Here is a 24,939-nt window from a genome sequence, read left to right as displayed (position 1 = left end):
TGGCTCAGCCCTGGCCGCGCGCCGTCTCGAGCGCGCGCCGGGTCAGCACCTGCACCAGGTGGGTGCGGTAGGCGACCGACCCGTGGGTGTCGGCAGGCGGCTCGGCGCCCTCGGCGGCCAGCGCGGCCGCCTCGGCGACCGACTTCCCGTCCTTCAGCGCCTGCTCCGTCGCGGTCGCCCGCAACGACGTCGACCCCATGTTGACCAGGCCGATCCGGTCGTCGGACACGGCGACGGCGACGATCGCCCAGTCGTTGCTGCGACGGGTGAACTTCTCGTACGCCCAGCCCTTGTCCCCGCAGCGCGGGATCCGGATCTCGACGATCAGCTCGTCGGGCTCGCGGACCGTGGTGAACACGCCGGTGTAGAACTCGCCGATCGGCACGGTCCGCTTCCCGCGCGGCCCCTGCAGGACGACGGTGGCGTCCAGCGCGAGCAGCGCGGCGGGCAGGTCCGCGGCCGGGTCGGCGTGGGCGACGGTGCCGCCCAGCGTGCCCCGCGCCCGGATCTGCGGGTCGCCGACGGTGCGGGCGACGGCCCCGAGCAGCGGGACCTCCTTCGCGACCTCGGCCGAGTCGACCACGTCGCGGTGCTTGGTCGCCGCACCGACGGCGAGCTCGTCGCCCTCGACGCGGATGTAGCTCAGCTCCGGCAGCCGGCCGATGTCGATCAGGAACTCCGGCGCGCCGAGGCGCACCTTCATGACCGGGATCAGGGAGTGGCCGCCGGCCAGGACGCTGGCGTCCTCGCCCTTCTCGGCGAGCAGCGCGATGGCGTCGTCGAGGGTGTCGGGGCGGGCGTAGTCGAACGCGAGGGGGATCATGCGCCGGCCTCCCCACGGGAGAAGGCGGGCGCGGTGCGCAGCGCGTCGGACTCGGCCTCGGCCTTCTGCGCGGCGTCCGGGTCCTTGCCCGCGGCGACGAGCACGGCGCGCACGATGTTGTGGTAACCGGTGCAGCGGCAGAGGTTGCCCTCCAGGCCCTCACGGACCTTCCGCTCGTCCAGGTCGTCGTCGTGGCTGATCAGCGACACCGCGGACATGACCATGCCCGGGGTGCAGAAGCCGCACTGCAGCCCGTGCTCGGACCGGAACGCCGCGGTGACCGGGTGCTCGGGGCGGCCCTCGGACGCGCCGTCGAGCCCCTCCATGGTGGTGACCGACTGCTGGTCGGCCTGCACCGACAGCACGGTGCACGACTTGACCGCGTCGCCGTCGAGCAGCACGGTGCACGCACCGCAGGACGTGGTGTCGCAGCCGATGTTGGTGGCCTTCAGCCCGACGGTCTCCCGCAGGTAGTGCGCGAGCAGCTGGCGGGGCTCCACGTCGGCGCTGGTGGGCTCACCGTTGACGGTGATCTCGACCTTCACTTGGAGGCCTCCTGGATGGCTTCCCAGACCCGCATCGGGGTCAGGGGCATGTCGATGTGCGTGACGCCGAGGTGGGACAGGGCGTCGATGACCGCGCTCTGGGTGGCGGGGGTGGAGCCGATCGTCCCGGCCTCGCCGATGCCCTTGTAGCCCATCGGGTTGACCGGCGTCGGGGTCGTCATCTCGACCAGGTCGAAGCTGGGCAGCTCGGCCGCCGACGGGATGCCGTAGTCGGCGAAGGTCCCGGTGAGCGGCTGGCCCTCCTCGTCGTAGATGACCTCCTCGAGCAGCGCCTGCGCGATGCCCTGGGCGATCCCGCCGTGCCGCTGCCCGTCGCAGAGCAGCGGGTTGAGGATGGGGCCCGCGTCGTCGACGGCGATGATCTTCTCGACCGTCACCTTGCCGGACTCGGTGTCGACCTCGACGACGCAGACGTGCGCGCCGAACGGGAAGGTCGGCTTCTTGCCGTCCCAGGTGGTGTCGACCTTGAGCTGCTCGGCGGCCGCCAGCTCCGCCAGGGTCACCGACTTCGCGCCGGGGACGCCCTTGACGGTGATCGCGGCGTTCGCCGGGTCGAGCTCCAGGTCGTCGACACCCGCCTCGAGCAGCTCGGCCGCGCGCTGCTTGGCCAGGTCGATCAGCTCGGCCGAGGCCTGGTGCACCGCGACGCCGCCGGTCTGCAGCGACCGCGACCCCATGGTGCCGCCGCCGCGCGGGACGAGGTCGGTGTCGCCGTGCTTGACGGTGATCTTCTCGATCGGGACGCCGAGCTGGTCGGACGCGAGCATCGCCCACGCCGTCGCGTGCCCCTGGCCGTGCGGGGAGGTGCCGGTCAGCACGGTCACCGAGCCGTCCGGGTGCACCTCGACCGAGGCGTCCTCGGCGAACGCGCCACCACCGGTGATCTCGACGTAGGAGGACACGCCGATGCCGATCTGGCGGGCGTCGCCGGACTCGCGGCGAGCCTTCTGCTCGGCGCGCAGCCGGTCGTAGCCGGCGTTCTCCAGGGCGAGGTCGATCGCCTTGGCGTACTCGCCGGAGTCGTACTCCACCCCGCCCTTGGTCTGGAACGGGAACCGGTCCGGGGCGACGACGTTGAGCTTGCGGACCTCTGCCGGGTCCTTGCCGATCTCGGCCGCGAACAGGTCCATCGCGCGCTCGATCGCGGCGGTCGCCTCGGGGCGGCCGGCGCCGCGGTAGGCGGCGACCGAGGTCGTGTTGGTGACCACGGCCTTCGCGCGGGAGTCGACGTGCTCGATGTCGTAGGTGCCGGGCGCCATCATCCGCGTGAACATCGGCAGGAAGGTGCCCAGGCGCGGGTAGGCGCCGAGGTCCTGCACGACGTCGAGCCGATAGTGGGTGACCTTGCCCGCGCGGGTGCCGCCGATCGTGACGGTCTGGCGCTGGGCCCGGCCCTGCACCATGCCGGTCATGTTCTCGGAGCGGGACTCGTTCCAGCGGACCGGACGTCCCTGCTGCCGGGCGAGCCACGCGACGAGGGCGAACTCGGGGTCGGACCCGATCTTCGCGCCGAAGCCGCCGCCGACGTCCGGCAGGACGACCCGCACCTTCTCCTTGTCCAGGCCCAGCCAGCCGGCGATCTCGTCGCGGCCGCCCTGGGCGTTCTGGTTGGACATGTAGACGGTGACGCGGTCGCCCTCCCAGAAGGCGCTCGCGGCCCGGGTCTCCAGCGGGGCCGCGGCCAGGCGCTGGTTCACCAGGTCCCGGGTGACGACGACCTCGCAGCCGTCGAAGAACGAGGCGTCCTGCTCCTCGTCGTGCCCGTAGGCGGCCGCGGTGTTGGTCCCGGCCTCGGGGAACAGCAGCGTCTCGTCGCGGGCGGCGGCCAGCGGGTCGATCACCACGTCCAGGGGCTCGTACTCGACGTCGACCAGCTCGGCCGCGTCCTCACCCTGGTAGAACTCCTCGGTGAGGACCGCGGCGACCGGCTCGCCGACGAACCGCACGCGGTCGGTCGCGAGGAACGGGCGGGTCATGACCTTGTTCGCGCCCGGGAACAGCAGTGCCGGTGCGATGTCGAGGTCGGCCCCGGTGACGACGGCGACGACGCCGGGCGACGCGAGCGCCGCCGAGGTGTCGATCGACGTGATCGTCGCGTGGGCGAGCGGGGAGCGGACGAGCGTCAGGTGCAACGCCCCGGTCAGCCGCTCCTCGGTCAGGTCGTCGGTGTAGGTCGCGCCGCGCGTGAGGAAGACCGGATCCTCGGTGCGGACGACGCGGGTGCCCAAGATGCTCATCGGACGCGAGCGTATACATCTCGACCGGCCTGTGCGATGCAGACCACAGCGCCCGATCCCCAGGTCAGGGCACCCTTCGCGGAGCGACGCGCGGGCAGATCACCGCATCTGCGGCACGCCGGGGGCCGGTCGTCCCCGACCTCGGATCTGTTGAGAGCGCATCCATCTCGTATCCAAGGACCGGCGAGGGTCAGTCGCGTTCGTCCCACCACGGCCGTCCGGCCCACAGCGCCGAGACCGGTCCGTGCCCGGCACCCAGCGGGTAGGCGTGGCGGACCGCCTCGACGATGTAGCGCTTCCCGAACCGGACCGCCGCCTCCAGCTCCATCCCGCGGGCGAGCCCGGACGCGATCGCGGCGGCCAGGGAGTCCCCGCCGCCGTGGGTGTGGCCGGTGTCGAAGCGCGGGCCGGGCAGCTCGACGGCGGTCTCGCCGTCGTAGAGCAGGTCGAGGCAACCGTCGGTGTCCTCGGCGAGGTGGCCGCCCTTCACCAGGACCGCGCGCGGGCCGAGCGCGTGCAGCGCCTTCGCCGCGGCGTACTGGCCCGCGCGGTCGTGGACGTCGTGCTCGACGAGCAGCCGGATCTCGTCGAGGTTCGGGGTGACCAGCGTGGCCCGCGGGAACAGCGTGTGCCGGTAGGCGTCCAGCGCCTCGGCGGCCAGCAGCGGGTCCCCGTGCATCGAGGCCGCGACCGGGTCGACGACGAACGGCGTGGCCAGACCGGCGCCGATGCCGCATCCGTCGCAGGCCCGCGCGACGGTCTCGATGATCTCGGCGTTCGCGAGCATCCCGGTCTTCGCGGCCTGCAGCCCGATGTCGGAGGCGACCGTGGCGATCTGCCCGGCGATCGTGTCGACCGGGATCGTGTGCACGCCGGTGACGCCCACCGAGTTCTGCACGGTCACCGCGCAGACGGCGAGGCAGCCGTGCACCCCGCAGGCGGCGAAGGTGCGCAGGTCCGCGGCGATGCCCGCGCCGCCGCCGGAGTCGGTTCCGGCGATCGTCATGACCCGCGGGGGTGTGGTGCCGACGGTGGGTTCCATGGACGTGTCCTCCCTGGCCGGCATTACCCGGCCGGTACGCGGTCGGCGACGCCGGTCCGGTGGGACCCGGCCGCCCTCTCAGCCCGCCTGCTCCGCGAGCTCCCGCGTCGTGCGTGGTCGCCGACGACGGTAGACGGTGCCGGGGCCGCGGGTGGGATCCCCGCGGCCCCGGCGGTGCACGTCCCGGTCCGGGCCTCAGTCCGTGGCGGAGATCGGCAGGTAGACCCGGCCGCCCTCGTCCCGGAACTCCCCGGACTTCTCCGCCATCCCGGCCTCGATCGCCTCCACACTGGTCAGCCCGTGCGCCTCGGCGTAGTCCCGGACGTCCTGGGTGATCTTCATCGAGCAGAACTTCGGCCCGCACATCGAGCAGAAGTGCGCCGTCTTCGCGGGCTCGGCCGGCAACGTCTCGTCGTGGTAGGCGGTCGCGGTGTCCGGGTCGAGCGAGAGCGCGAACTGGTCACGCCAGCGGAACTCGAACCGGGCCTGCGAGAGCGCGTCGTCGCGGGCCTGGGCGTGCGGGTGGCCCTTGGCCAGGTCCGCGGCGTGCGCGGCGATCTTGTAGCTGATCACCCCGACCTTGACGTCGTCGCGGTTCGGCAGTCCCAGGTGCTCCTTGGGCGTGACGTAGCAGAGCATCGCGGTCCCGGCCTCGGCGATGCGGGCTGCGCCGATCGCGGAGGTGATGTGGTCGTAGCCGGGCGCGATGTCGGTGGCCAGCGGGCCGAGGGTGTAGAACGGCGCCTCGTCGCACCACTCCTCCTCCAGCCGCACGTTCTCGACGATCTTGTCCATCGGGACGTGGCCGGGACCCTCGATCATGACCTGCACGTCGTGGCCGCGGGCGATCCTCGTCAGCTCGCCGAGGGTGGCGAGCTCGGCGAGCTGGGCCTCGTCGTTCGCGTCGGCGATCGAGCCGGGGCGCAGGCCGTCGCCGAGGGAGAACGTGACGTCGTAGCGGCGCAGGATCTCGCACAGCTCGTCGAAGTGGGTGTAGAGGAACGACTCGGCGTGGTGCGCCAGGCACCACGCGGCCATGATCGACCCGCCGCGGGAGACGATCCCGGTGACCCGCTTCGCGGTGAGCGGCACGTGGCGCAGCAGCACGCCGGCGTGCACGGTCATGTAGTCCACGCCCTGCTCGCACTGCTCGAGCACGGTGTCGCGGTAGACCTCCCAGCTCAGGGCGGCGGGGTCGCCGTTCACCTTCTCCAGGGCCTGGTAGATCGGGACGGTGCCGATGGGGACCGGCGAGTTGCGCAGGATCCACTCGCGGGTCTCGTGGATGTCCCGGCCCGTCGACAGGTCCATCACGGTGTCGGCACCCCACCGCGTCGCCCACACCATCTTCTCCACCTCCTCGGCGATCGAGGAGGTCACCGCGGAGTTGCCGATGTTGGCGTTGACCTTGGTGAGGAACCGCTTGCCGATGATCATCGGCTCGCACTCGGGGTGGTTGCGGTTGGCCGGGATCACGGCCCGGCCGCGGGCGACCTCGGCGCGGACGAGCTCCGCGTCGCACCGCTCGCGGACGGCGATGTAGGCCATCTCCGGGGTGACGATCCCGGCCCGCGCCCAGGACATCTGGGTCCCCGGCTCCCGCGACCCGACCCACGGCTCCCGCAGCCGGGGCAACCCGGCGTACAGGTCGACGGTCGCGTCGGAGTCGGTGTACGGGCCGGAGGTGTCGTAGACGTCGTGGTGCTCGCCGTTGGAGAGCGAGATCCGCCGGACCGGGACGGTGATGCCGTCGGGTCCGGAGATCCAGGCCTTGGCCGACCCCTGGATCGGGCCGGTGGTGACCTGCTGCGGGCGCACTGGTGCCGTCGTCATGACAGTCCTCCCTGGCCGGCATTACCCGGCCGGTTCTGCGGTCGGCGACCGGCGAGTCGCCCTCTCAGCCCCGCGCGACGGAGCTCCCGCGTGTTCAGTTGGTCGTGCACCGGCACCGTAGGCACCGTCCGGCGCCCCGCACCAGCCCCTCACCCGGCTGCGAGGAATGATCACAGGAGGTATCGGGTTCTCCACCGGTATGACGCAGAACGCTGAGCTCTCCCCGACCGACTGGGTCCGCGAGCAGACCGAGAAGATCCTCGAGAACGGCACCACCGAGGGCGTCACGGTCATGGACCGTCCGATCATCCTGGTCACGACGACCGGCGCGAAGTCCGGCAAGCAGCGCTACGTGCCGGTGATGCGCGTCGAGCACGACGGCTCCTACGCGATGATCGCGTCCAAGGGCGGTACCCCGGAGCACCCGGCCTGGTACCACAACGTGGTCGCGAACCCGCAGGTCCAGGTGCAGGACGGCACGCAGACCGGCACCTTCGTCGCCCGCGAGGTCACCGGGGACGAGCGCCAGGAGTGGTGGGACCGCTCCGTCGCGGCGTACCCGCCCTATGCGGAGTACCAGGAGAAGACCTCCCGGACCATCCCGGTCTTCGTCCTGGAGCCCGCGCGCTGACCCGCCGCGGCCACCCGCGCGCCCGACCCCCCGGTCCGGGCGCGCGGGTGCGCCCTCACGCCGCGACGACGCCGTGCGCGGGCTCGATCCGCCCGGCTCGGCGCACCGGCCCCACCGAGGCGGTCACCGCGACCGCAACGACGGCCGCGGCCAGCGCGGCGAGCTGCCCCAGCGGGATACCGGAGGTGGGTGCACCGATCCCGGTCGCAGCGAGCGCCAGTACCCCGTAGGCGCCGCCGATCACCACCCCCAGCACGGCCGCGACCGCCCCGGCCAGCGCCGCCTCGGCCGCCACCGCGCGCCGGGACGCGGCGCGCGACAGCCCGAGGGTGCGCAGCAGCGCGATCTCCCGGGTCCGTTCGCTGACCGACAGCGCCAGGGTCACGCCGACCCCGACGACGGCCACCAGCAACGTCACCCCGACCAGACCGAGTCCGATCCCGCGCATGGCACCGACCGCCCTCTCGGTCTGTTCCCGCATGTCCGCGACGAAGGCGGCCGACGCGTCACCCGCGCCCCGCGCCACCGCGGAGCGCACCGCGACCGGGTCCGCGCCCGGCACTGGGTCGACGAGCACGATGCCGTCGGACACCCGGGCGGTCAGCTCCGGGGCCGCGTCCAGCCGGGCCGCGAGCGCGTCCGTGTCCCGGTCCACGGTCCCGGGGAACACGACGACGTCGGCCGGGTAGTTGCGGTCGATCGACGCCCGCGCGTCGGCGGACGCCCCGGCCACCGCGACCAGCAGCGCGGCGGTCAGCCCCACGCCCAACGACAGGACCGTGGTCATCGCCGCGGTCCGCCGCGACATACGCCGGGCGTTGCCGACCGCGATCCGCCCCGGCGCCCACCGCGCGACCAGGGGCGCGAGCAGTGCCGCCGCACCGGACACCACGAACGGGCCCGCCACCACGAGCGCGGCGAACACGCTCATCCCGGACAGCGCGGCCAGCGCGGTCCCGGTCAGCGCATCGCCGAGCTCCACCGCGAGGGCGGCGAGTGACCCGGCGGCGAGCAGCGCGAGCGCGGCGAGCGTCACCCGGACCCGGGCCCGCGGGCCGCGGGCGCCGGTCGCGTCGGCGGCACCCAGCGCGACCACCGGCGGGGTCCGCCCGGCGGCCAGTGCGGGGGACAGCGCGGCCAGCACCGTCACGACGACGGCGAGCAGCACGCAGCCTGCGAGCCGTCCCCACGGCACCACGAGCTCCGGGACCTCCGTCCCGGTCGCGCCCACCACGGCCGACACCGCCCACCCCCCGGCGACGGCGAGGGCCGCTCCCCCGGCCCCGGCGACGACACCGGTCAGCACCGCCTCGGCCAGCACCGAGCGCGCCACCTGCCCGCGGCTCGCCCCGACGCACCGCAGCAGCGCCAGCTCCCGGGTACGGCGGGCCAGCACGATCCGGAACGTGGAGGCCACGACCACCGCCGCGGCGACCAGCGCGAGCCCCACGAACACTGACAGCCCCGCCAGCAGCGCGTCCGCCGACGCCGAGGCCGACGCGAGGTCCGCGTCGCGCTGCTCGTCGGCGGTCGCCACCGCGCCGACCCCCGGCACGGCGGCCAGCGCGGCCGGGTCCGGGGAGCCCGCGACGGCGATCCGGCCGCCGTACAGCGCGGTCGCGGCCGGGTCGCCGTCGGGCACCACCAGTGCGTCCCCGTTCCCGGAGCGCAGCGGCACGACCCCGGTGACGGTCAGCGTCCGGCCGCCGATGCCGACGAGCGCGCCGGGTGCGAGACCGGTGCGCTCCGCGGTGCCCGCGCCGACCAGCACCTCACCGGGCCCCGACGGCAGCCGGCCCGCCGTCAGCGGGTCCAGGGTGCTCAGCGGCCCGGTCATCGGGTCGGTGGAGAGCGTCCAGCTGCCGCTCGCGGCACCCGCCTCGACCGAGGAGGGCCCGGAGCGCGACTCCGACACCGCGTCGACCCCGGGAACCGCCCGCAGCCGGTCGACGACCGCGGCGGGGTCCGCGCCGTCGGACGGACCGCCGGTCTCGAGGCTGTACGCCGCTCCGGCGGGCACCGAGGACAGGCTGCCGGTGACCTCGCCGCGCAGGGTCGCGGTGAGGATCACCGCGCCGGCGGCGAACACCGTCGCCACCAGCACGGCGAGCCCGGTCAGCAGCAGCCGTCGCGGGCTGCGCCGGGCGCCGGCGACGGCCGCGCGGGTCGCCGGGTTCACCGCGCCACCGGGCCGGTGATCGTGACGTCGGCGGTCGCCGGGTCGTCGGCGCCGGTCAGGGCGCCCATCGCGGACAGCACCCGGTCCGGGGTGGGCCGGTCCAGCCGGCCGGCGGCGCGGCCGTCGCGCAGCAGCAGGACCTGGTCCGACGCGGCGGCGGCCAGTGGGTCGTGGGTGACCATGACGACGGTCTGGCCGTAGTCGTCGACGCAGGCGCGCAGCAGACCCAGCAGCTCGCGTCCGGAGCGGGTGTCGAGCGCGCCGGTCGGCTCGTCGGCGACGACGATCTCCGGGCGGCCCAGCAGCGCCCGGGCGACCGCGACGCGCTGGCGCTGCCCGCCGGACAGCTCCGAGGGCAGGTGGGTGAGCCGGTCGGCGATGCCGAGCCGCTCGACGAGCTCGGCCCGCCACGCGTGGTTGGGCCTGCGTCCGGCCAGCGAGGCGGCGAGGTCGATGTTCTCCCCGGCCGTGAGGTGCCCGAGCAGGTTGCCGTCCTGGAACACGAAGCCCATCCGGTCGCGGCGCACCCGGGTCAGCGCGGTGTCGTTCAAGCTCCCCAGGTCGGTCCCGCCCAGCACCACCTGCCCCGACGTCGGCCGGTCGAGCCCGGCCAGGCAGTGCAGCAGCGTGGACTTGCCGGAGCCGCTCGGCCCCATCACCGCGGTGAACCGGCCGGCGGGAAGCCACAGCGTGATCCCGTCCAACGCGCGGACCGCGGCCCGTCCCGTCCCGTAGGTGCGGACCAGGTTCACCGTCGCGGCAGCGATCCGTGCAGGCACGTCGGCCGGACTCCTCAACCCCTCGATCATGACGGTCACGGTGCCGCCGGGAGGGTGCCCGGGGCATCGGCCCGTGGTAGGGGGTTCCCCGTCCGGGTCGTCGTACTTCCGGCCGAGGTCGACCGGGCGCAGCCCGTCCTACCGTGTGTCCCATGAGATCCGCACCCCGTCGCGGCCGCCCCCTCCTGGCCGGGTTCGAGGTGCTCGCCTACCTGTTCTGGGCGGGGTGCGACGCCCTGCTGGGCCTGGGCGTCGGGCCGGCGGCGGTGCCGAGCGGTGCGGTGTACGGCCTGCTCGTGGCGGGCGTCGTGCTCCTGCGGTACCGGACGGGGACCGGGACGCTCCCGGTGGCGGTGGTCGCCTTCGGGCTGTCCGCGTGCGGCTCGGTCGCGGGGGTGGTGACCGGCGGGATCCCATTCGTGTCGCTGACCGAACTGTTCGCGCTGGCCGTGGTCACGGTGTCGGTCGTGCGGACCGCACCGGTCCGGGTCGTGCTCGCGACGGCGGTGGTGTCGCTGTGCCTCATCGTGGGCATGCCGCTGCTGCGCGTGCCGGACATCGACCGCGAGGTGTTCGCCAGCCTGACCGTGGTCGGCTGGGCCGGGACGATGGTCGTCGCGACCGCGGCGCGCGAGCTGTGGCAGCGCCGCTCCGCCCGGCTCGACCGGGCCCGCAACGATGAGCGCCTGGAGCTGGCCCGCGAGCTGCACGACACGGTCGCCCACCACGTCACCGCGATCGTCGTGGCGGCGCAGGCCGGGGTGGTCGTGGCGGGCAGCCGCCCGGAGGAGGCGGGGCGGGCTCTGGAGGCGATCGAGCGGGCGGGCGCCGAGGCCCTCGACGGGATGCGCCGCATGGTCGGTGTGCTGCGCTCCGGCGCCGGGGACGACACCGGGGACGGCGCCGAGCGCGCCCCCGGGCACGGCCTCGACGACATCGACGACGTCGTCGCCCGCTTCGACCCCGACGGCGGCCGGGCCCGGCTGGAGATCGCTCCCGAGGTGCGGGCGGCGCGGCTCGGCCCGGCTGTCGCGGCGACCGCGTTCCGGGTGGTGCGCGAGGCACTGACCAACGTGCATCGGCACGCCCCCGGCGCGACGACGGTGTCGGTCGGCGTCCACCTGCAGGCCGGGAGACTGGTGACCGTGGTGCACAACGACGGGACCGGGACCGAGAACCCGCTGCGCGACCCGGGCGGGTTCGGGCTGGCCGGGATACGGGAGCGGGTGGAGGCCCTCGACGGCTCGCTGCACGCCGGGCCGGACGGGCCCGGCCGGTGGATCGTCGTCGCCGAGGTGCCCGCCGGGGCGGGTCGATGACCGCGGTCCGCGTCCTGCTCGCCGACGACCAGGAGATGGTGCGCACCGGCTTCGGGCTGATCCTGTCCGCCGAGGACGGCATCGAGGTCGTCGGCGAGGCCGCCACCGGCACCGACGCCGTCGCCATGGCTCGCGAGCTGCGCCCGGACGTCGTGCTCATGGACGTCCGGATGCCCGGGATGGACGGCATCGCCGCGACCCGCGCGCTGACCGCGGACCCGTTCCCCCCGCGGATCGTGGTGGTGACGACCTTCGACCTCGACGAGTACGTCTACGGCGCGCTGCGCTCGGGCGCCTGCGGGTTCCTGCTGAAGACGGCGGGCCCGCGGCTGCTCGTCGAGGCCGTCCGGGCCGCCGCGGCGGGCGACGCCTTGGTGTCGCCGTCGGTCACCGTTCGGCTGCTGTCGCGGCTCACCGAGCCGGAACCGGCCCGCGCCGACGTCCACGCCACGCTCTCACCGCGCGAGCTGGAGGTGGTGAAGGCGGTCGCCCGGGGCCGGACGAACTCCGAGATCGCCGGGGACCTGTTCGTCTCGCTGTCCACGGTGAAGACCCACATCGCCAACATCGGGTCCAAGCTGGACGCCCGCAACCGGGTGGAGATCGCGGCGTGGGCCTGGGAGAACCGGCTGGTCGAGTAGCGGGAGTCAGGCCCGCGCAGCGGGCCGGGCGACCGGGACGAGCGGGCGTCGCGGCGCCGGGACCCGCAGCGCCGCGGCGACGTCGCCCAGCGCCTCCGGGTACGCGGCGGGCGCGACCGGCAGCGGCGCGACCGCGTCGTCCGGGGACGCCGGGACACCCGCGCCGGGGCGGGCGGCGTCGCGCTCGGACGCGCGGGCGTCCCACAGCTCGAACAGTGGCTGCGCGGCCATGACGAGCAGCACGGCGAGGACCGGGACGACGGCGAGGATCGTGAGCACCATGGCGTCCACGGTGCCCGCCCGGGGTGGGTCCCCACATCGGCCGCGGGGCCGGTTCTCCCAGGTCGACCCCTAGTACCCGGGTATGAGACCCCGGTCCGACCTCGGGGTAGTCCCCGGGGCTCAGCCCCGCGGGACGTCGTCGGCCTCGACGGCCGACGGGTCCCACGAGTCCGACGGCGAGCCCCAGCCGTTGCGCTTGAGCATCTTCTTCGCCGCGCGCTGGTGGCGGCCCATCAGCCGGTCCAGGTACAGGTGACCGTCGAGGTGGTCGGTCTCGTGCTGCAGGCACCGGGCGAAGAACCCGCGCCCCTCGTAGGAGACCGGCTCACCGTCGAGGTCGGTGCCGGTGACCCGGGCCCACTCCGCCCGGCCGGTCGCGAAGTTCTCGCCGGGTACCGACAGGCAGCCCTCCTGGTCGTCGTCCGGGTCGGGCATGACCTCCGGGATCCCGTCGGTCTCCAGCACCGGGTCGACCACGACACCGCGCCGCATCGTGCGCGTCTCCTCGTCGGGGCAGTCGAAGACGAACAGCCGCAGGTCCACTCCCACCTGGTTGGCCGCCAGCCCGACGCCGTTCGCCGCGGCCATCGTCTCGAACATGTCCTCGACCAGCGTCCGGACCGTGTCGTCGACCGTGCCGACGGGGCGGGTGGGGGTGTGGAGCACGGGGTCGCCGACCATGCGGATGCGCAGAACCGTCACCGGAGCAGCCTACGGTCGCCGCCGGACGTGACCCGGCCGGGCGGTTTCGGTGTCGTCCGACCCGCCCTCCAGGCGCGTCGCAGCCCGGGACCGTCGGTCCCCTGTGGTTGAATCCGCACCGCGAATGACAGACGTGTCGTTCGTCGTCGCGGCGCCCGGGCGGGGCCGCCGCAGCACGAGATCGTCGTCCGCTCGAGGAGCGTGATGGAGTCCGCCGGGTCCCTGCCGGAACGCCGCGGAGCGCACCGGCGCACCGCTGCCGCGTCCCCCCGCGAGCTCGACCGTCGCGAACGCGAGATCCTCGCGTTCGAGGCCCAGTGGTGGAAGTACGCGGGCGCCAAGGAACAGGCGATCCGCGAGCTGTTCGACATGTCGGCCACCCGCTACTACCAGGTGCTGAACGCCCTGGTCGACAAGCCCGAGGCGCTGGCGGTGGACCCGCTGCTGGTCAAGCGTCTGCGCCGGCTGCGTTCCAGCAGGCAGCGCACCCGCGCCGCCCGTCGCCTCGGCCTCGAGCCCTGACAGCCAGGAGGTCACGATGACCGCACCCGCGTCCGGCGGGCAGTCACCGCTGAAGATCGCCGGTATCGCGCTGATCGGCGTCGGTGTGGTCGCCGCTGTCGTCGGCCTGATCGGCCTCACCGGCGGCGGTGAGGACGGCGGCAACCAGGCCGCGCCCCCGTCGGCGTCGGCCGAGCCCGCCCCGGCCCCGGCCCCCGCTCCGGGGGACGGCACCGGCGACGGCACCGGCGACGGCGCCGCGCCCGGCACCGGTGACACCCCCGCCCCGGGCACCCCCGGGGAGACCTCGCCGTTCACCCCCGGAGCGCCCGGCACGCCGGGCTCCCCCGGGTACGACGGCGCGGGCCCGGCCGTCGCCGCGCCGCCCGCCGCGGGCTCCGGCTCCGCGGGCCAGGGCGGCTCCGGCTCCGCCTCCGGTGAGGGGTCCGCCGTCGCGGCCCGCCCGGTCGTGCGGATCTACAACAACTCGACCATCCGCGGTCTCGCCGAGAAGGCGGCCGGGGAGTTCCGCTCAGGCGGTTGGACCGTGTCCCAGGTGCAGAACTACTCCCAGGGGGTCATCCCGGCCACGACCGTCTACTACCGGCAGGGCACCGGCGAGAAGGCCGCCGCCGAGGAGATCGCGAAGAAGTTCGGCATCCGTTCCGAGCCCCGCTTCGACGGCATCCAGGACGCGACGCCCGGCGTCATCGTCATCGTGACGCGGGACTTCTCCGCCGCCTGACGCGCCATACGCACGACGGCCCCGGACGCCTCCGCGTCCGGGGCCGTCGGCGTTCCGGGGCCGTCCGTGTGCCGGACTCAGCCGTCGCTGCGGCGACGGGCGTAGGCCTCCAGCTCGGCGACCTGCGCCGGGTCCAGCGACGCCCGCACCGCGCGGCGCGCCGTCGCCAGGTGCGCGGCGGTCACCTCGCCCGCGTCGAGGGACTCGCGCATCGCGGTCAGCGCGGACTCGCGCAGCAGCGCCGCGCAGTCCGCGGCCGAATAACCGTCCAGTTCGGACGCGAGCGCGTCGAGGTCCACGTCGTCGGCCAGCGGGACGTCGCGGCCGGCCGCCCGCAGGATGTCCGCCCGCGCGGCGGCGTCCGGCGGCGGGACGAACACCAGCCGCTCCAGGCGGCCCGGGCGCAGCATCGCCGGGTCGATCAGCTCGGGCCGGTTCGTCGCCCCGACCACGACGACCTCGCGCAGCGGTGTCGCGCCGTCCAGCTCGGTCAGCAGCGCGGCGACGACGCGGTCGGCCACCCCGGCGTCGGTGGAGCCGCCGCGGCGCGGGGCGAGCGCGTCGACCTCGTCGAGGAAGATCAGTGCGGGGGCGGCCTCGGCCGCCCGGCGGAACAGCTCGCGGACCGCGCGCTCGGACTCGCCGACGTACTTGTCGAGCAGCTCGGCGCCCTTCACCGCGAACACGTTGAGGTCACCGGAGCCGGCGAGCGCACGCAGCAGGAACGTCTTGCCACCACCCGGCGGGCCGTAGAGCAGCACCCCGCGCGGGGCGTCGACCCCGAGCCGGGCGAACGAGTCCGGGTGGCGCAGTGGCCACAGCACGGCCTCGGTGAGGGCCGCCTTGACCTCGGTCATGTCACCGACGTCGTCGAGGGTGAGGCCGCCGCTGCCCAGCGTGCCGCCGCCGGACAGCGAGATCGGGCGGACCGAGCCGACGGCGTCGAGCAGGTCGGACTGACGGACCTGCTCGGAGGGATCGGAGCCGGTGCCGCGCAGCGCCGCGCTCACCGCGGCCTCCCGGCGGACCGCCGCGAGGTCGGCGACGACGAAGCCCGGTGTGCGGGCGGCGACCGCGCCCAGGTCGACGTCGTCGGCCCGGGGTACGTCGGCCAGCAGCCGCTCCAGCAGCGCACGCCGGGTCGCGGCGTCGGGCAGGCCGACCGACAGCTCGCGGTCGACCAGGTCCGGCGCCCGCAGCCGCGGGTCCAGGGCCTCCGGCTCGGCACTGGTGACGACGAGCGCAGGCCCGCCGGGCGCGGTCGCCGCGCGCAGCTCGTCGAGCACCAGCGTGGCCAGCGGCGGCGGATCGGTGGCGGGGAGCAGGGCGTGCGCATCGTGTACGAGCAGCACCGCGGGTGCGCCGGTGCCGGTCCCACCGGTGCGGGCCTGCGCGATCGCCGCCCGGACCCGCTCGGCCGCGGCGGCCGGCTCGACGGCGGCGACCGCCGGGGCCACGAGCTCGACGCACCGGGCGCCCGCCGCCGCGGCCGCGCTGCGCACCAGTGTCGCCTTGCCCGCGCCCTCCGGCCCGGAGACGAGCACGCCGAGCCGGGCGTCGCCGCCGAGCCGGGTCAGCAGCTCCGGGCGCCGGAACATGAGCTCGAACCAGTCCAGCAGGCGGCGGGCGACGGCCTCGTTCGCGGCGAGGTCCTCCAGCGGCAACACGGGCTCGGCGGGTCCGGCGGACGCGTCGGCTCCGGCCGCGGCTCCCGTGGCCCCCACGGCGGAGGGGGCGGCGGAGCCGCGCCCGGCCCCGCCCGGGCCGGGGACACCGGGCCCGGGCGCCGCCGGTCCCGCGAGGGCCGGGCCGCCGTTCCCGGGGACGCCGGAACCGGGGATGCGGAGCGCGCCGGCTGCGGCCGGGGCGGGGTCGCCGGTGTCGCGGCCGCCCTGCCAGCCCACGACCGTCGACGGCGTCACCGTGACCGGCCCCGCCGGGTCGGCGAGCGCGACGGTCAGCAGCTCCGAGGTCCACGTCCCGCCGACGGCCGCGGCCAGCGCACGGCGCACCGAGCGGACGTCGGCCCCGGCCGCCGGGGCGATGTCCTGCGGGAGCAGGGACACGGCGTCGCCGCGGACCAGGACCTTGCCCGTCAGGGCGAGCCGCAGCGTCGCCGGGGCGACCGTCGCGGTGGTCAGCGCGGACCCGACCAGGCGCACCTCGCGGGCCGCGGTGACCGACGCCGGCGCGACGACGACGGTCGCGCCGTCGGTCAGCCCGGCGTTGGACAGGGTGACGTCGTCGAACCGGGCCTGACCGTGCGGATCGCCCCGCTCCCCGGCGACGGCGAGCGCCGCGGTGACCCGGGCCCCGGTGAGGGTCACCGCGTCCCAGGAGCGCAGGCCGAGCGCGGCGAGCACCTCGGGGTGCAGCCGGACGACGCCGCGGCGGGCGTCGGCGGCCGCGGGGGCCAGTCGGGCGACGAGCTCCAGCACGGGAGGTCCTCCGGGGGATCGGGTCAGCGACGACGCAGGCCGAGGCGGCGGCCGGAACCGCGGGGCGCGGCGGCGACGCCCGGACCGCGCGGGTCGCGGACGGCACCGGTGTCGCGCATGCCGTCCCGGCGGGCCTCGCCCTCCGGGTCGAGCCGGCGCCGGACACCGCGGGCCACCGCACCGGCACGGCCGGCGACCCGGCGGCGCAGCGGCGGGCGCAGACCGAGCCGACGGGCGGACCGGGCCGCGCGGGCGACGGCGCGGCGCTGGCGGGTCGGCACGTCCCACGCCTCGGGGTGGCGCGACAGCCAGCGGTAGCGGTAGGCCGTCCAGGGCATGAGCAGCAGGTAGGCGAGTCCGGCGACGGCGATCCCGAGGAACGGGATCGTGATCAGGATCGCGACGACCGCGGCCACCCCGACGAGCAGCCATCGGGTGGCGCGGGGGGAGACCCGGACCGTCTTGAGCGACAACGTCGGGATGCGGCTGACCATGAGCCCGGCCGTGACCAGCGCCCACACCGCGACCAGTGGCCGCTCCGACCACCAGCCCTGACCGAAGTGCAGCCACAGATAGATCGGGATGCCCGCGGTCAGCGCGGCCGCGGGTGCCGGGACGCCGACGAAGAACTCACGGGCGAACGGCGGGGCGCTGTCGTCGTCGATCAGGGTGTTGAAGCGTGCCAGGCGCAGCGCCATGCACACCGCGAACACCAGGGCCACCATCCAGCCGGCCCGGGTGCCCTCGAACGCCCAGATGTAGATGACCAGGGCGGGGGCGACACCGAAGGACACCAGGTCGGCCAGCGAGTCGAGCTCGGCGCCGATCCGGCTGGAGGCGTCGAGCAGCCGGGCCAGGCCTCCGTCGAGGGCGTCGCAGAGCGCGGCCACCAAGACGGCGATGATCGCGAAGTCGAAGCGCGACTGGAGCGCGAAGTAGACCGCGGTCAGGCCCGCACAGAGGTTGAGGACGGTGACCGCGTTCGGCAGCAGCCGCACGCCGGCGGGATAACCGCCGGCGGGGCGGGACATCCCCACGACCTCAGCGCTCCGCCGGCCCGGCCACCAGGCCGAGCACGGTCTCCCCGCCCACGGTCCGCTGGCCGGGGCGGACCAGCGCGGTCGTCCCGGGCGGGAGGTAGGTGTCCACGCGCGAGCCGAACCGGATGAGGCCGAACCGCTCGCCCGCGGCGACCTCGTCGCCGGCGCGCAGGGCGCAGACGATCCGGCGGGCCAGCAGACCGGCGATCTGCACGACCCCGACCCCGACGCCGTCGGCGCGGACCACGGTGATCGCGTTGCGCTCGTTGTCCTCGCTCGCCTTGTCCAGGTCCGCGGACAGGAACGTGCCGGGCGAGTACTGGACCCGCGCGACGCGGCCGTGCACCGGGACCCACTGGACGTGCACGTCCAGCACGGTCAGGAAGATCGAGACCCTGGTGTGCGGGACCCGCGGCAGGTCGAGCTCGGCGGGCGGGACCGTCTCGGTCACGGTGGCGACCGCGCCGTCGGCGGGGGCCAGCACCGCGTCGGTGCGCAGCGGCGGGGTCCGGACGGGGTCGCGGAAGAACAGCGCGGTGGCCGCGGTGGCGAGCAGGCCCGGCAGGGTGCCGCGGCCGGTGAGGGCACGCACCCCCGCCGCGGCGAGCGCCACACCGGCGACGATCGGACGCCCGCCCGGGTGCATCGGGGGGATCGCGTCCCGGACCAGTCGGGCGATGTGGGTCGGGGAGGTCCCGGTTCCTTCGGCCATGGTGGGTCGTCGGCTCCTGATGCTCCGGTGGGGGATCACCAACGCTACGCGGGCGCCGCGGACGGCTGTCCGGCGGGACGACCGGGACACGCCGAGGATCCGGGGGTCCCCGTGCCGGGACGGAACCGGTGGCAGGATCGTCGGTTCGTGCCCGACGCCGTCCGCCCGCGGTGCGCGACCCCGCGGGCCGGTCGGGGGCAGCACAAAGGGCCGGGGCCGTCGTCCCCCGAGACGACGACCCCGGCCTTGGAACCGCTCGTCCGCTCCCCAGCGACGGGCGGTGGGTCTTGTGCTGTAAAGGGTCTACCCCTCCACACCGGAAAGTATTCCTCTCCGACGACCGGCAGTCCAGATCACGACGGATGTCCGCCGTGATCTACCTCTTTCGGCCGAACGGACACCCCCTAGGACGTCGCGCGCGGTGAGATCGTTGCCCCGACTGCCTATGAACCAGCTCACACTTTCGGCGCAGCCGCACGTCCGCGCGAGTGGTGGGTCCGTCGCAGAGCGCGATCCTGCTCGCGACGCCCGGACGCCCTGGCCGCCCGCCCGGCTCCGCGTGTCACCGCCCGGCGCCGGGCCGCGACCACCGGACGCCGGGTCACGGGGCGTCGAGCAGCCAGACCGCGACCTGCTCGCCGTCGGCGACGGAGGTGGTGTCGGCGGGCAGGTCGATCAGGCAGTCGGCCCGGGCGAGCGCCGCGATCAGGTGCGACCCGGTGGACCCCACCTCGGACACGGTCCCGGCGGCGGCGTCGAGCAGGCCGCGCCGGAACTGGCGGCGCCCCGCGGGCGAGGACAGCGTCCCGGACAGCCGGGCGGTCACCACCGGCCGCGCCGGTGCGGGGTGCCCGGCCGCCGCCCGGAGCGCGGGCCGGACGAACACCTCGAACGAGACCTGGGAGCTCACCGGGTTCCCGGGCAGGGTGACGGTGGCGACCTCGGTCCCGCCCAGCTCGAGCCGGCCGCAGCCCTGCGGACCGCCGGGCTGCATCGCGACCTTGCCGAACTCCACGCCGTGGCCGGTCATGGCGTCCTTGACGACCTCGTAGGCGCCGGCGCTCACGCCGCCGGAGGTGAGGACGAGGTCGACGCCGTCGCCGACCTTCTCCGCGAGCACCGCACGGAACCGCTCGACGTCGTCGGGGACGAAGGACAGCTGCTCGGCCGTCGCGCCCGCCTCCCGGACCGCGACGGCGAGCATCGTGCCGTTGGACTCGTAGATCTGCCCGGGCGCCAGCGTGCCACCCGGGGCGACGAGCTCCGAGCCGGTGGACAGCACGAGCACGTGCGGGCGACGGCGGACCGGCAGCTCCGCCCGGCCCACGGCGGCGGCGAGCCCGATCTGGGGCGCGGCCAGCACCGTCCCGGCCCGCAGTACGACGGCACCCGACGCGGCGTCCTCACCGGCCCGGCGGACGAACGCGCCCGGCTGCGGCGCCTCGTGGATCCGGACGCGGTCGAGCCCGCCGCCGGGACCGGCGTCGGTCTGCTCGACCGGCACGATCGCGTCCGCGCCCTCGGGGACGGGGGCGCCCGTCATGATCCTGGCCACGGTGCCCGGCGCCAGCGCGGGGACGTCGGTGCGCCCGGCCGGGATGTCGGCCGCGACCGGGAGCTCCACCGGCGATTCCGCCGAGGCGCCGGCGAGGTCGGCCGCGCGGACCGCGTAGCCGTCCATCGCGGAGTTGTCGAAGGGCGGCAGCGCGACGCCCGCCGTCAGGTCCTCGGCCAGCACCCGGCCGCTCGCGGCGGCCAGCGCGACCGGCTCGGTCCCGGTCGGCGGCAGCAGGGCCGCGACCGCGGCGGCGTGCTCGGAGACGGTGCGCGGACCGGCCTGCGACCAGGTGCTCATGGCCCCATCCTGCCCGCCGTCGCGGACGGCCCGCAGCCCGGCGGGGTCCGCTTGCACTCACCACGGGCGAGTGCTAGAAACGGGCTCAGCATCCACTGGCACTCGTGTCCGTGGAGTGCCAAGGTCGGGTCGGTGAGTCCGGCGCAGGGTTGCCGGGCGTCCGTCGCGGGCACCGCATCCGATCACTCGACTCACCTCTATCGGAGGGCAACACCCCCATGGCGAAGCAGATCGCGTTCGACGAGGAGGCCCGTCGGGGCCTCGAGCGGGGCATGAACACCCTCGCCGACGCCGTCAAGGTGACGCTGGGCCCGAAGGGCCGCAACGTCGTGCTCGAGAAGAAGTGGGGCGCGCCGACCATCACCAACGACGGTGTGTCGATCGCCAAGGAGATCGAGCTCGAGGACTCCTGGGAGAAGATCGGCGCCGAGCTGGTGAAGGAGGTCGCCAAGAAGACCGACGACATCGCGGGCGACGGCACCACCACCGCCACCGTGCTGGCCCAGGCGCTGGTCCGTGAGGGCCTGCGCAACGTGGCCGCCGGCGCGAACCCGATGTCGCTCAAGCGCGGCATCGAGAAGGCCACCGAGGCCGTCTCCCAGGCGCTGCTGAAGTCGGCCAAGGAGATCGAGACCAAGGAGCAGATCGCTGCCACGGCCTCCATCTCGGCCGCCGACCCGCAGATCGGTGAGCTCATCGCCGAGGCGATGGACAAGGTCGGCAAGGAAGGCGTCATCACGGTCGAGGAGTCGCAGACCTTCGGGCTCGAGCTCGAGCTCACCGAGGGCATGCGCTTCGACAAGGGCTACATCTCGCCCTACTTCGTGACCGACGCCGAGCGCATGGAGGTCGAGCTGGAGGACCCGTACGTCCTCCTCGTCTCCTCCAAGATCTCGACCGTCAAGGACCTGCTCCCGCTGCTGGAGAAGGTCATGCAGTCGGGCAAGCCGCTCGCCATCATCGCCGAGGACGTCGAGGGCGAGGCCCTGGCCACCCTGGTCGTCAACAAGATCCGCGGCACCTTCAAGTCCGTCGCCGTCAAGGCCCCGGGCTTCGGTGACCGCCGCGAGGCGATGCTGGCCGACATGGCCATCCTGACCGGTGGCGAGGTCATCTCGGAGAAGGTCGGCCTCAAGCTCGACACCGCCGACCTGTCCCTGCTGGGCACCGCCCGCAAGGTCGTCGTGACCAAGGACGAGACCACCATCGTCGACGGCGCCGGTGACGCCGACCAGATCGCCGGCCGGGTCAACCAGATCCGCGCCGAGATCGACCGCACCGACTCCGACTACGACCGCGAGAAGCTCCAGGAGCGCCTCGCCAAGCTGGCCGGCGGCGTTGCCGTCATCAAGGCCGGCGCGGCGACCGAGGTCGAGCTCAAGGAGCGCAAGCACCGCATCGAGGACGCCGTCCGCAACGCGAAGGCGGCCGTCGAGGAGGGCATCGTCGCCGGCGGCGGCGTGGCGCTCATCCAGGCCGGTGCCGGCCTGTTCGAGGGCCTCGGCCTGGACGGTGACGAGGCCACCGGCGCGAACATCGTCAAGGTCGCGCTGGAGGCCCCGCTCAAGCAGATCGCGGTCAACGCCGGCCTCGAGGGCGGCGTCGTCGCGGAGAAGGTCCGCAACCTGCCCACCGGTGAGGGCCTCGACGCCGCCACCGGCGAGTACAAGGACCTCATCAAGGCCGGGATCATCGACCCCGCCAAGGTGACCCGCTCGGCGCTGCAGAACGCGGCCTCGATCGCGGCCCTGTTCCTCACCACCGAGGCGGTCATCGCCGACAAGCCGGAGAAGGGCGGCGGCGCCCCCGCCGACCCGACCGGTGGCATGGGCGGCATGGACTTCTGATCGGTCCTGCCTCACCAGGCACACAGCACCACCCCGCGGGGGCGGTACCGGTTCGCCGGTGCCGCCCCCGCGGCGCGTCCGGGGGCCGCCGTCACCCCAGGGCGACGACGGCCGCGCGTGCCCGCTCCCGCAGCGCCGTCACCAGCTCCGGCGGGTCCAGCACCCGCACGTCCGGCAGCAGCGGCCACAGCGCCCGCCCGGCGTGGAAGAGGTCCCCGAACGCGGCGACGACCTCGGTCGTCCCGTCCCGTGTCCGCTCCTCGTCGACGGTGACGGCGGACAGCGCGTCGCGACGGTCGGCGGGCAGCGCGAGGCGGACCCGGATCCCGGGCCGCCGCGCCCGGAAGTCCTTCCGGCGGCGCAACCACAGCTCCTCCAGGTCGACGCCCTCGGGCCGGTGCGCGGGCTCGGCCAGCGGCTCGGCCTCCTCGATCCGCGACACCCGGTAGGTGCGGTCGTCCCCGTCGCGCAGCGCCAGCAGGTACCAGCGCCCCGACGCCTGGACCAGCCCGACCGGGTCGACGACGCGTTCGGCGGCGGGCCCGGGCTCCGCGCCCGGCCGGGTCCCGGTCCGGTAGCGGATGCGGAGCCGGACCCCGCCGAACACCGCGCGCTGGACGGCGGTGAGCACGTCGGTGGTCGCGCCGTCGTCGGTGTCGCGCAGCCAGCCGCCGCGCCGGACCAGCACCCGTCCGGCGGCGTCGGTGGCCTGTTCCCGGGCGGCGTCCGGCAGCGCGGCGACGATCTTGCGCATGGCCGAGGCGAACTCCGGCCCCAGCCCGAGCGCGCCGGGCGTCGACGTCGCGCCGGAGCCGAGCAGCGCGACCGCCTCCCCCGGGGTCAGACCGGTGAGGTCGGTGGTGAAGCCCGGCAGCAGTGCGAAGCCGCCGTGCCTGCCGCGTTCGGCGTAGACCGGGATGCCCGCGGCCGACAGCGCCTCGACGTCGCGCAGCACGGTGCGCTCGGAGACCTCCAGCTCGCGCGCGAGCACGGCGGCGGTGGTCCGGCCGCGGTGGCGCAGCAGGAGCACCAGGGACAGGAGCCGGTCGGCGCGCACGTCCCGCAGAATGTCATGGAATCACGACAGGAGATGTCGGGTATCGCGGGCACGCTGGCGCCCATGACGAACCCGACGCTCACCACCGATCCCCGCCCCGCCTACCTGGCCGCCCTCGACTGGGTCGCCCGTCTCGCCCGGGCCGTGCCCGCCGACCGGATGGCCGACCCCACCCCCTGCGACGACTTCGACGTCCGCACCCTGCTCGCGCACCTGGTCACGACCCTGCGCAGACCGGCGGCGCTCGCCACCGGCACCGACCCGATGGCCGCCCCGCTGGTCAGCGACGACGTCCTCGACGACCCGGTGTCGGCCTACGTCGACGAGGCGGCGGCGCTGCAGGCCGTCTGGTCCGGCCCGGACGGCGAGGCACTGCTCGACCGGGTCGCGCGGCTGCCGTTCGGCGAGGTCCCGGCGCGGGCCGCGCTGGCCGTGTACCTGAACGAGACGCTGGTGCACGGGTGGGACCTGGCCGTCGCCACCGGGCAGGACCCGGAGGCCGACCGGGAGCTGGCGACGACGGCGCTCGCCATCGCCCACGCGTACCTGCCCGCCGAGCGGCGTGGCGGCCCGGTGCCGTTCGGCCCGGTCGTGGAGCACCGCCCGGAGGCGGGGCCGACCGAGCGGCTGGCGAACTGGTCGGGCCGGGTGTCGACGGGCTGGGTGGGCTGACGGGCCGGGCGGGCCGGGCGGACCGACGGGCTCCGGCGTCGCGGCTCCCCCTCGTGAGCCGCGACGCCGGAGCCCTGCGCCCACCCCACCGGCTCAGGCGGCCGGTGCGATCAGCCAGGCGGCGAGGTAGACCAGAGCCGCCGCGCCACCGGTGACCAGGGTCAGGACGAGGACCGCGATGCGCAGCAGCGCGGCGTCCGCTCCCAGGTCGGCGGCGAGACCGCCGCAGACACCGCCGAGCATCCGGTCGGTGCTGCTGCGCCGGAGCCGGAACGCGGCGACGCGGTCGCCGATCCCCTGCGCCGTCGTCCGGGTCCCGGCTCCGCCGTACGGCGCGCCCGCGGTGGAAGGCGCCCCGGCGCCCGGACCGGGGTGGGCGGTCCCGGGGTCCGCAGCGGCGTCCGGGCCCGCGTCGGAGGGACCGGCGCCGGTGGGCGGGACCTCCGGTCCCGCTGCACCGACGCCCGCGGTACCGGCGCCCGCGGTACCGGCGCCCTCCGGCATGCCGGAGGTGGCGGCGCCGAGCGGTCCGGGGTCGGTCGCGTCGGGACCGGTGGCCGTCGCGGCGACCGGCACCCGGTCGGTCACCGCGGCGTCGTCAGCCCCGACGGCCTCCGTCGAGGCGTCGTGGACGTCGGTCCCGGTCGGTGCCGTACCGGTCGTGCTCGCGTTGTTCTCCATGGCTCCAGGCTGTCGCCCCGGCGAGCGCCGGGACTCGGGACGAGCCCGGAGACCGACCCGGAACCGGGGCCGCCCCGCCTCAGGGGCACGGCCCCGCGCGTCCCGGGGTCGCGGTGCGGCTCAGCCCGGCGAGCGGGGCCCGGGCGGGCCGGAACCGGGCGGTGGGTGGCCGGGCGGCGGCTCGACCGGGCCGCGCTGCTCCGGCGGGGCCGCGGACGGCGGGCCCGGCCGGTGCGGCGGGTCGGGCACCTGCCGGTCCCGCATCCGCACCACCCGGCCGAGCACCAGTGCGACGACGACCGCCAGGACCAGCCATGCCCCGATCCCGACGAGGATCCACAGGGCGGTCGACATGTG

23 protein-coding genes are annotated in these 24,939 nt (G+C 75.2%); 7 read left to right on the top strand and 16 right to left on the bottom strand.

Going from position 1 to position 24,939, the window contains the following annotated elements; all coding sequences use genetic code 11:
• Positions 1-4: 4 nt before the first annotated feature.
• The 5 genes from DMP15_RS05140 to thiC all read right to left on the bottom strand — a co-directional run bounded on the left by DMP15_RS05140 (position 5) and on the right by thiC (position 6,501).
• Positions 5-823, bottom strand: a complete 819-nt coding sequence (locus DMP15_RS05140) for an FAD binding domain-containing protein (RefSeq protein ID WP_073576648.1) — start codon at positions 821-823, stop codon at positions 5-7.
• A complete protein-coding gene (locus tag DMP15_RS05135; RefSeq protein WP_073576649.1) occupies positions 820-1,368 on the bottom strand; it encodes a (2Fe-2S)-binding protein in 549 nt (182 codons plus the stop codon). The genes DMP15_RS05140 and DMP15_RS05135 overlap by 4 nt, the downstream gene beginning before the upstream one ends.
• A complete protein-coding gene (locus DMP15_RS05130; protein ID WP_073576650.1) occupies positions 1,365-3,626 on the bottom strand; it encodes a xanthine dehydrogenase family protein molybdopterin-binding subunit in 2,262 nt (753 codons plus the stop codon). Before DMP15_RS05130 ends, DMP15_RS05135 begins: the two co-directional genes overlap by 4 nt.
• Before the next feature lie 190 nt (positions 3,627-3,816).
• Positions 3,817-4,668, bottom strand: coding sequence for a bifunctional hydroxymethylpyrimidine kinase/phosphomethylpyrimidine kinase (thiD, locus tag DMP15_RS05125; RefSeq protein WP_174565890.1), 852 nt, complete (start codon positions 4,666-4,668; stop codon positions 3,817-3,819).
• A gap of 195 nt (positions 4,669-4,863) precedes the next feature.
• Complete coding sequence (thiC, locus tag DMP15_RS05120) at positions 4,864-6,501, bottom strand: phosphomethylpyrimidine synthase ThiC (RefSeq protein ID WP_073576652.1); 1,638 nt, start codon at positions 6,499-6,501, stop codon at positions 4,864-4,866.
• Between the two features lie 199 nt (positions 6,502-6,700).
• Here thiC and DMP15_RS05115 point away from each other — a divergent pair, with 199 nt between their 5' ends.
• Positions 6,701-7,132 (top strand): nitroreductase family deazaflavin-dependent oxidoreductase, encoded by a 432-nt coding sequence (locus DMP15_RS05115; protein WP_073576653.1) that lies wholly within the window; start codon positions 6,701-6,703, stop codon positions 7,130-7,132.
• A gap of 55 nt (positions 7,133-7,187) precedes the next feature.
• Here the strand turns inward: DMP15_RS05115 and DMP15_RS05110 are convergent, their stop codons facing one another.
• Positions 7,188-9,311, bottom strand: coding sequence for an FtsX-like permease family protein (locus tag DMP15_RS05110; RefSeq protein WP_337825502.1), 2,124 nt, complete (start codon positions 9,309-9,311; stop codon positions 7,188-7,190).
• The gene (locus tag DMP15_RS05105) at positions 9,308-10,120 is read right to left on the bottom strand and encodes an ABC transporter ATP-binding protein (protein WP_100880706.1); all 813 of its coding nucleotides are present in this window, start codon (positions 10,118-10,120) and stop codon (positions 9,308-9,310) included. Before DMP15_RS05105 ends, DMP15_RS05110 begins: the two co-directional genes overlap by 4 nt.
• A gap of 122 nt (positions 10,121-10,242) precedes the next feature.
• Between DMP15_RS05105 and DMP15_RS05100 the strand changes: the two genes are divergently transcribed.
• Both DMP15_RS05100 and DMP15_RS05095 read left to right on the top strand, forming a co-directional pair.
• A complete protein-coding gene (locus DMP15_RS05100; protein WP_337825501.1) occupies positions 10,243-11,409 on the top strand; it encodes a sensor histidine kinase in 1,167 nt (388 codons plus the stop codon).
• Positions 11,406-12,050, top strand: a complete 645-nt coding sequence (locus DMP15_RS05095; RefSeq protein WP_073576656.1) for a response regulator — start codon at positions 11,406-11,408, stop codon at positions 12,048-12,050. The genes DMP15_RS05100 and DMP15_RS05095 overlap by 4 nt, the downstream gene beginning before the upstream one ends.
• Before the next feature lie 6 nt (positions 12,051-12,056).
• Here the strand turns inward: DMP15_RS05095 and DMP15_RS05090 are convergent, their stop codons facing one another.
• Positions 12,057-12,332 (bottom strand): hypothetical protein, encoded by a 276-nt coding sequence (locus DMP15_RS05090; RefSeq protein ID WP_139282892.1) that lies wholly within the window; start codon positions 12,330-12,332, stop codon positions 12,057-12,059.
• Positions 12,333-12,452: 120 nt separating this feature from the next.
• Positions 12,453-13,034, bottom strand: coding sequence for a peptide deformylase (locus tag DMP15_RS05085; protein ID WP_073576658.1), 582 nt, complete (start codon positions 13,032-13,034; stop codon positions 12,453-12,455).
• Between the two features lie 204 nt (positions 13,035-13,238).
• On the opposite strand from DMP15_RS05085, the gene DMP15_RS05080 reads away from it, so the two are divergent.
• The gene (locus DMP15_RS05080; protein WP_100878847.1) at positions 13,239-13,556 is read left to right on the top strand and encodes a DUF3263 domain-containing protein; all 318 of its coding nucleotides are present in this window, start codon (positions 13,239-13,241) and stop codon (positions 13,554-13,556) included.
• 16 nt (positions 13,557-13,572) lie between these two features.
• Complete coding sequence (locus DMP15_RS05075) at positions 13,573-14,280, top strand: LytR C-terminal domain-containing protein (RefSeq protein WP_073576659.1); 708 nt, start codon at positions 13,573-13,575, stop codon at positions 14,278-14,280.
• A 77-nt stretch (positions 14,281-14,357) separates the two neighbouring features.
• Here the strand turns inward: DMP15_RS05075 and DMP15_RS05070 are convergent, their stop codons facing one another.
• From DMP15_RS05070 to moeA, 4 genes are all read right to left on the bottom strand, one after another.
• The gene (locus tag DMP15_RS05070) at positions 14,358-16,718 is read right to left on the bottom strand and encodes an AAA family ATPase (protein WP_337825500.1); all 2,361 of its coding nucleotides are present in this window, start codon (positions 16,716-16,718) and stop codon (positions 14,358-14,360) included.
• Between the two features lie 23 nt (positions 16,719-16,741).
• The gene (gene pssA / locus DMP15_RS05065) at positions 16,742-17,749 is read right to left on the bottom strand and encodes a CDP-diacylglycerol--serine O-phosphatidyltransferase (RefSeq protein WP_073576660.1); all 1,008 of its coding nucleotides are present in this window, start codon (positions 17,747-17,749) and stop codon (positions 16,742-16,744) included.
• A gap of 10 nt (positions 17,750-17,759) precedes the next feature.
• Positions 17,760-18,470 (bottom strand): phosphatidylserine decarboxylase, encoded by a 711-nt coding sequence (locus DMP15_RS05060; RefSeq protein WP_073576661.1) that lies wholly within the window; start codon positions 18,468-18,470, stop codon positions 17,760-17,762.
• A gap of 601 nt (positions 18,471-19,071) precedes the next feature.
• The gene (gene moeA / locus DMP15_RS05055; protein WP_073576662.1) at positions 19,072-20,325 is read right to left on the bottom strand and encodes a molybdopterin molybdotransferase MoeA; all 1,254 of its coding nucleotides are present in this window, start codon (positions 20,323-20,325) and stop codon (positions 19,072-19,074) included.
• Between the two features lie 218 nt (positions 20,326-20,543).
• Between moeA and groL the strand changes: the two genes are divergently transcribed.
• Positions 20,544-22,172 (top strand): chaperonin GroEL, encoded by a 1,629-nt coding sequence (gene groL, locus DMP15_RS05050; protein WP_020622657.1) that lies wholly within the window; start codon positions 20,544-20,546, stop codon positions 22,170-22,172.
• A gap of 91 nt (positions 22,173-22,263) precedes the next feature.
• Here the strand turns inward: groL and DMP15_RS05045 are convergent, their stop codons facing one another.
• Positions 22,264-23,229, bottom strand: coding sequence for a helix-turn-helix transcriptional regulator (locus DMP15_RS05045; protein ID WP_073576663.1), 966 nt, complete (start codon positions 23,227-23,229; stop codon positions 22,264-22,266).
• Between the two features lie 63 nt (positions 23,230-23,292).
• Here DMP15_RS05045 and DMP15_RS05040 point away from each other — a divergent pair, with 63 nt between their 5' ends.
• Entirely contained in the window at positions 23,293-23,901 is a 609-nt protein-coding gene (locus tag DMP15_RS05040) for a TIGR03086 family metal-binding protein (protein WP_073576905.1), read from the top strand.
• A 93-nt stretch (positions 23,902-23,994) separates the two neighbouring features.
• Here DMP15_RS05040 and DMP15_RS05035 read toward each other — a convergent pair whose 3' ends face one another.
• Both DMP15_RS05035 and DMP15_RS05030 read right to left on the bottom strand, forming a co-directional pair.
• Positions 23,995-24,582: a PspC domain-containing protein gene (locus tag DMP15_RS05035; RefSeq protein WP_337825499.1), complete on the bottom strand. Its 588-nt coding sequence runs from the start codon at positions 24,580-24,582 to the stop codon at positions 23,995-23,997.
• Positions 24,583-24,702: 120 nt separating this feature from the next.
• Complete coding sequence (locus tag DMP15_RS05030) at positions 24,703-24,936, bottom strand: hypothetical protein (protein WP_073576664.1); 234 nt, start codon at positions 24,934-24,936, stop codon at positions 24,703-24,705.
• Positions 24,937-24,939: the final 3 nt, after the last annotated feature.

It is taken from the genome of Pseudonocardia sp. UM4_GMWB1 (assembly GCF_017312155.1).
GTDB classification, from domain to species: domain Bacteria; phylum Actinomycetota; class Actinomycetes; order Mycobacteriales; family Pseudonocardiaceae; genus Pseudonocardia; species Pseudonocardia alni.
The sequence above is the reverse complement of the archived record's forward strand: the minus strand, read 5'-3'. Positions and strand labels throughout refer to the sequence as shown.

Bases quoted from the DNA above. Each gene is read 5' to 3' on its own strand.
- DMP15_RS05140 (WP_073576648.1), bottom strand. From the start codon at position 823: ATGATCCCCCTCGCGTTCGACTACGCCCGCCCCGACACCCTCGACGAC.
- DMP15_RS05130 (WP_073576650.1), bottom strand. From the start codon at position 3,626: ATGAGCATCTTGGGCACCCGCGTCGTCCGCACCGAGGATCCGGTCTTC.
- thiD (WP_174565890.1), bottom strand. From the start codon at position 4,668: ATGGAACCCACCGTCGGCACCACACCCCCGCGGGTCATGACGATCGCC.
- thiC (WP_073576652.1), bottom strand. From the start codon at position 6,501: ATGACGACGGCACCAGTGCGCCCGCAGCAGGTCACCACCGGCCCGATC.
- DMP15_RS05115 (WP_073576653.1), top strand. From the start codon at position 6,701: ATGACGCAGAACGCTGAGCTCTCCCCGACCGACTGGGTCCGCGAGCAG.
- DMP15_RS05105 (WP_100880706.1), bottom strand. From the start codon at position 10,120: ATGATCGAGGGGTTGAGGAGTCCGGCCGACGTGCCTGCACGGATCGCT.
- DMP15_RS05100 (WP_337825501.1), top strand. From the start codon at position 10,243: ATGAGATCCGCACCCCGTCGCGGCCGCCCCCTCCTGGCCGGGTTCGAG.
- DMP15_RS05095 (WP_073576656.1), top strand. From the start codon at position 11,406: ATGACCGCGGTCCGCGTCCTGCTCGCCGACGACCAGGAGATGGTGCGC.
- DMP15_RS05090 (WP_139282892.1), bottom strand. From the start codon at position 12,332: ATGGTGCTCACGATCCTCGCCGTCGTCCCGGTCCTCGCCGTGCTGCTC.
- DMP15_RS05080 (WP_100878847.1), top strand. From the start codon at position 13,239: ATGGAGTCCGCCGGGTCCCTGCCGGAACGCCGCGGAGCGCACCGGCGC.
- DMP15_RS05075 (WP_073576659.1), top strand. From the start codon at position 13,573: ATGACCGCACCCGCGTCCGGCGGGCAGTCACCGCTGAAGATCGCCGGT.
- pssA (WP_073576660.1), bottom strand. From the start codon at position 17,749: ATGTCCCGCCCCGCCGGCGGTTATCCCGCCGGCGTGCGGCTGCTGCCG.
- DMP15_RS05060 (WP_073576661.1), bottom strand. From the start codon at position 18,470: ATGGCCGAAGGAACCGGGACCTCCCCGACCCACATCGCCCGACTGGTC.
- moeA (WP_073576662.1), bottom strand. From the start codon at position 20,325: ATGAGCACCTGGTCGCAGGCCGGTCCGCGCACCGTCTCCGAGCACGCC.
- groL (WP_020622657.1), top strand. From the start codon at position 20,544: ATGGCGAAGCAGATCGCGTTCGACGAGGAGGCCCGTCGGGGCCTCGAG.
- DMP15_RS05040 (WP_073576905.1), top strand. From the start codon at position 23,293: ATGACGAACCCGACGCTCACCACCGATCCCCGCCCCGCCTACCTGGCC.
- DMP15_RS05035 (WP_337825499.1), bottom strand. From the start codon at position 24,582: ATGGAGAACAACGCGAGCACGACCGGTACGGCACCGACCGGGACCGAC.
- DMP15_RS05030 (WP_073576664.1), bottom strand. From the start codon at position 24,936: ATGTCGACCGCCCTGTGGATCCTCGTCGGGATCGGGGCATGGCTGGTC.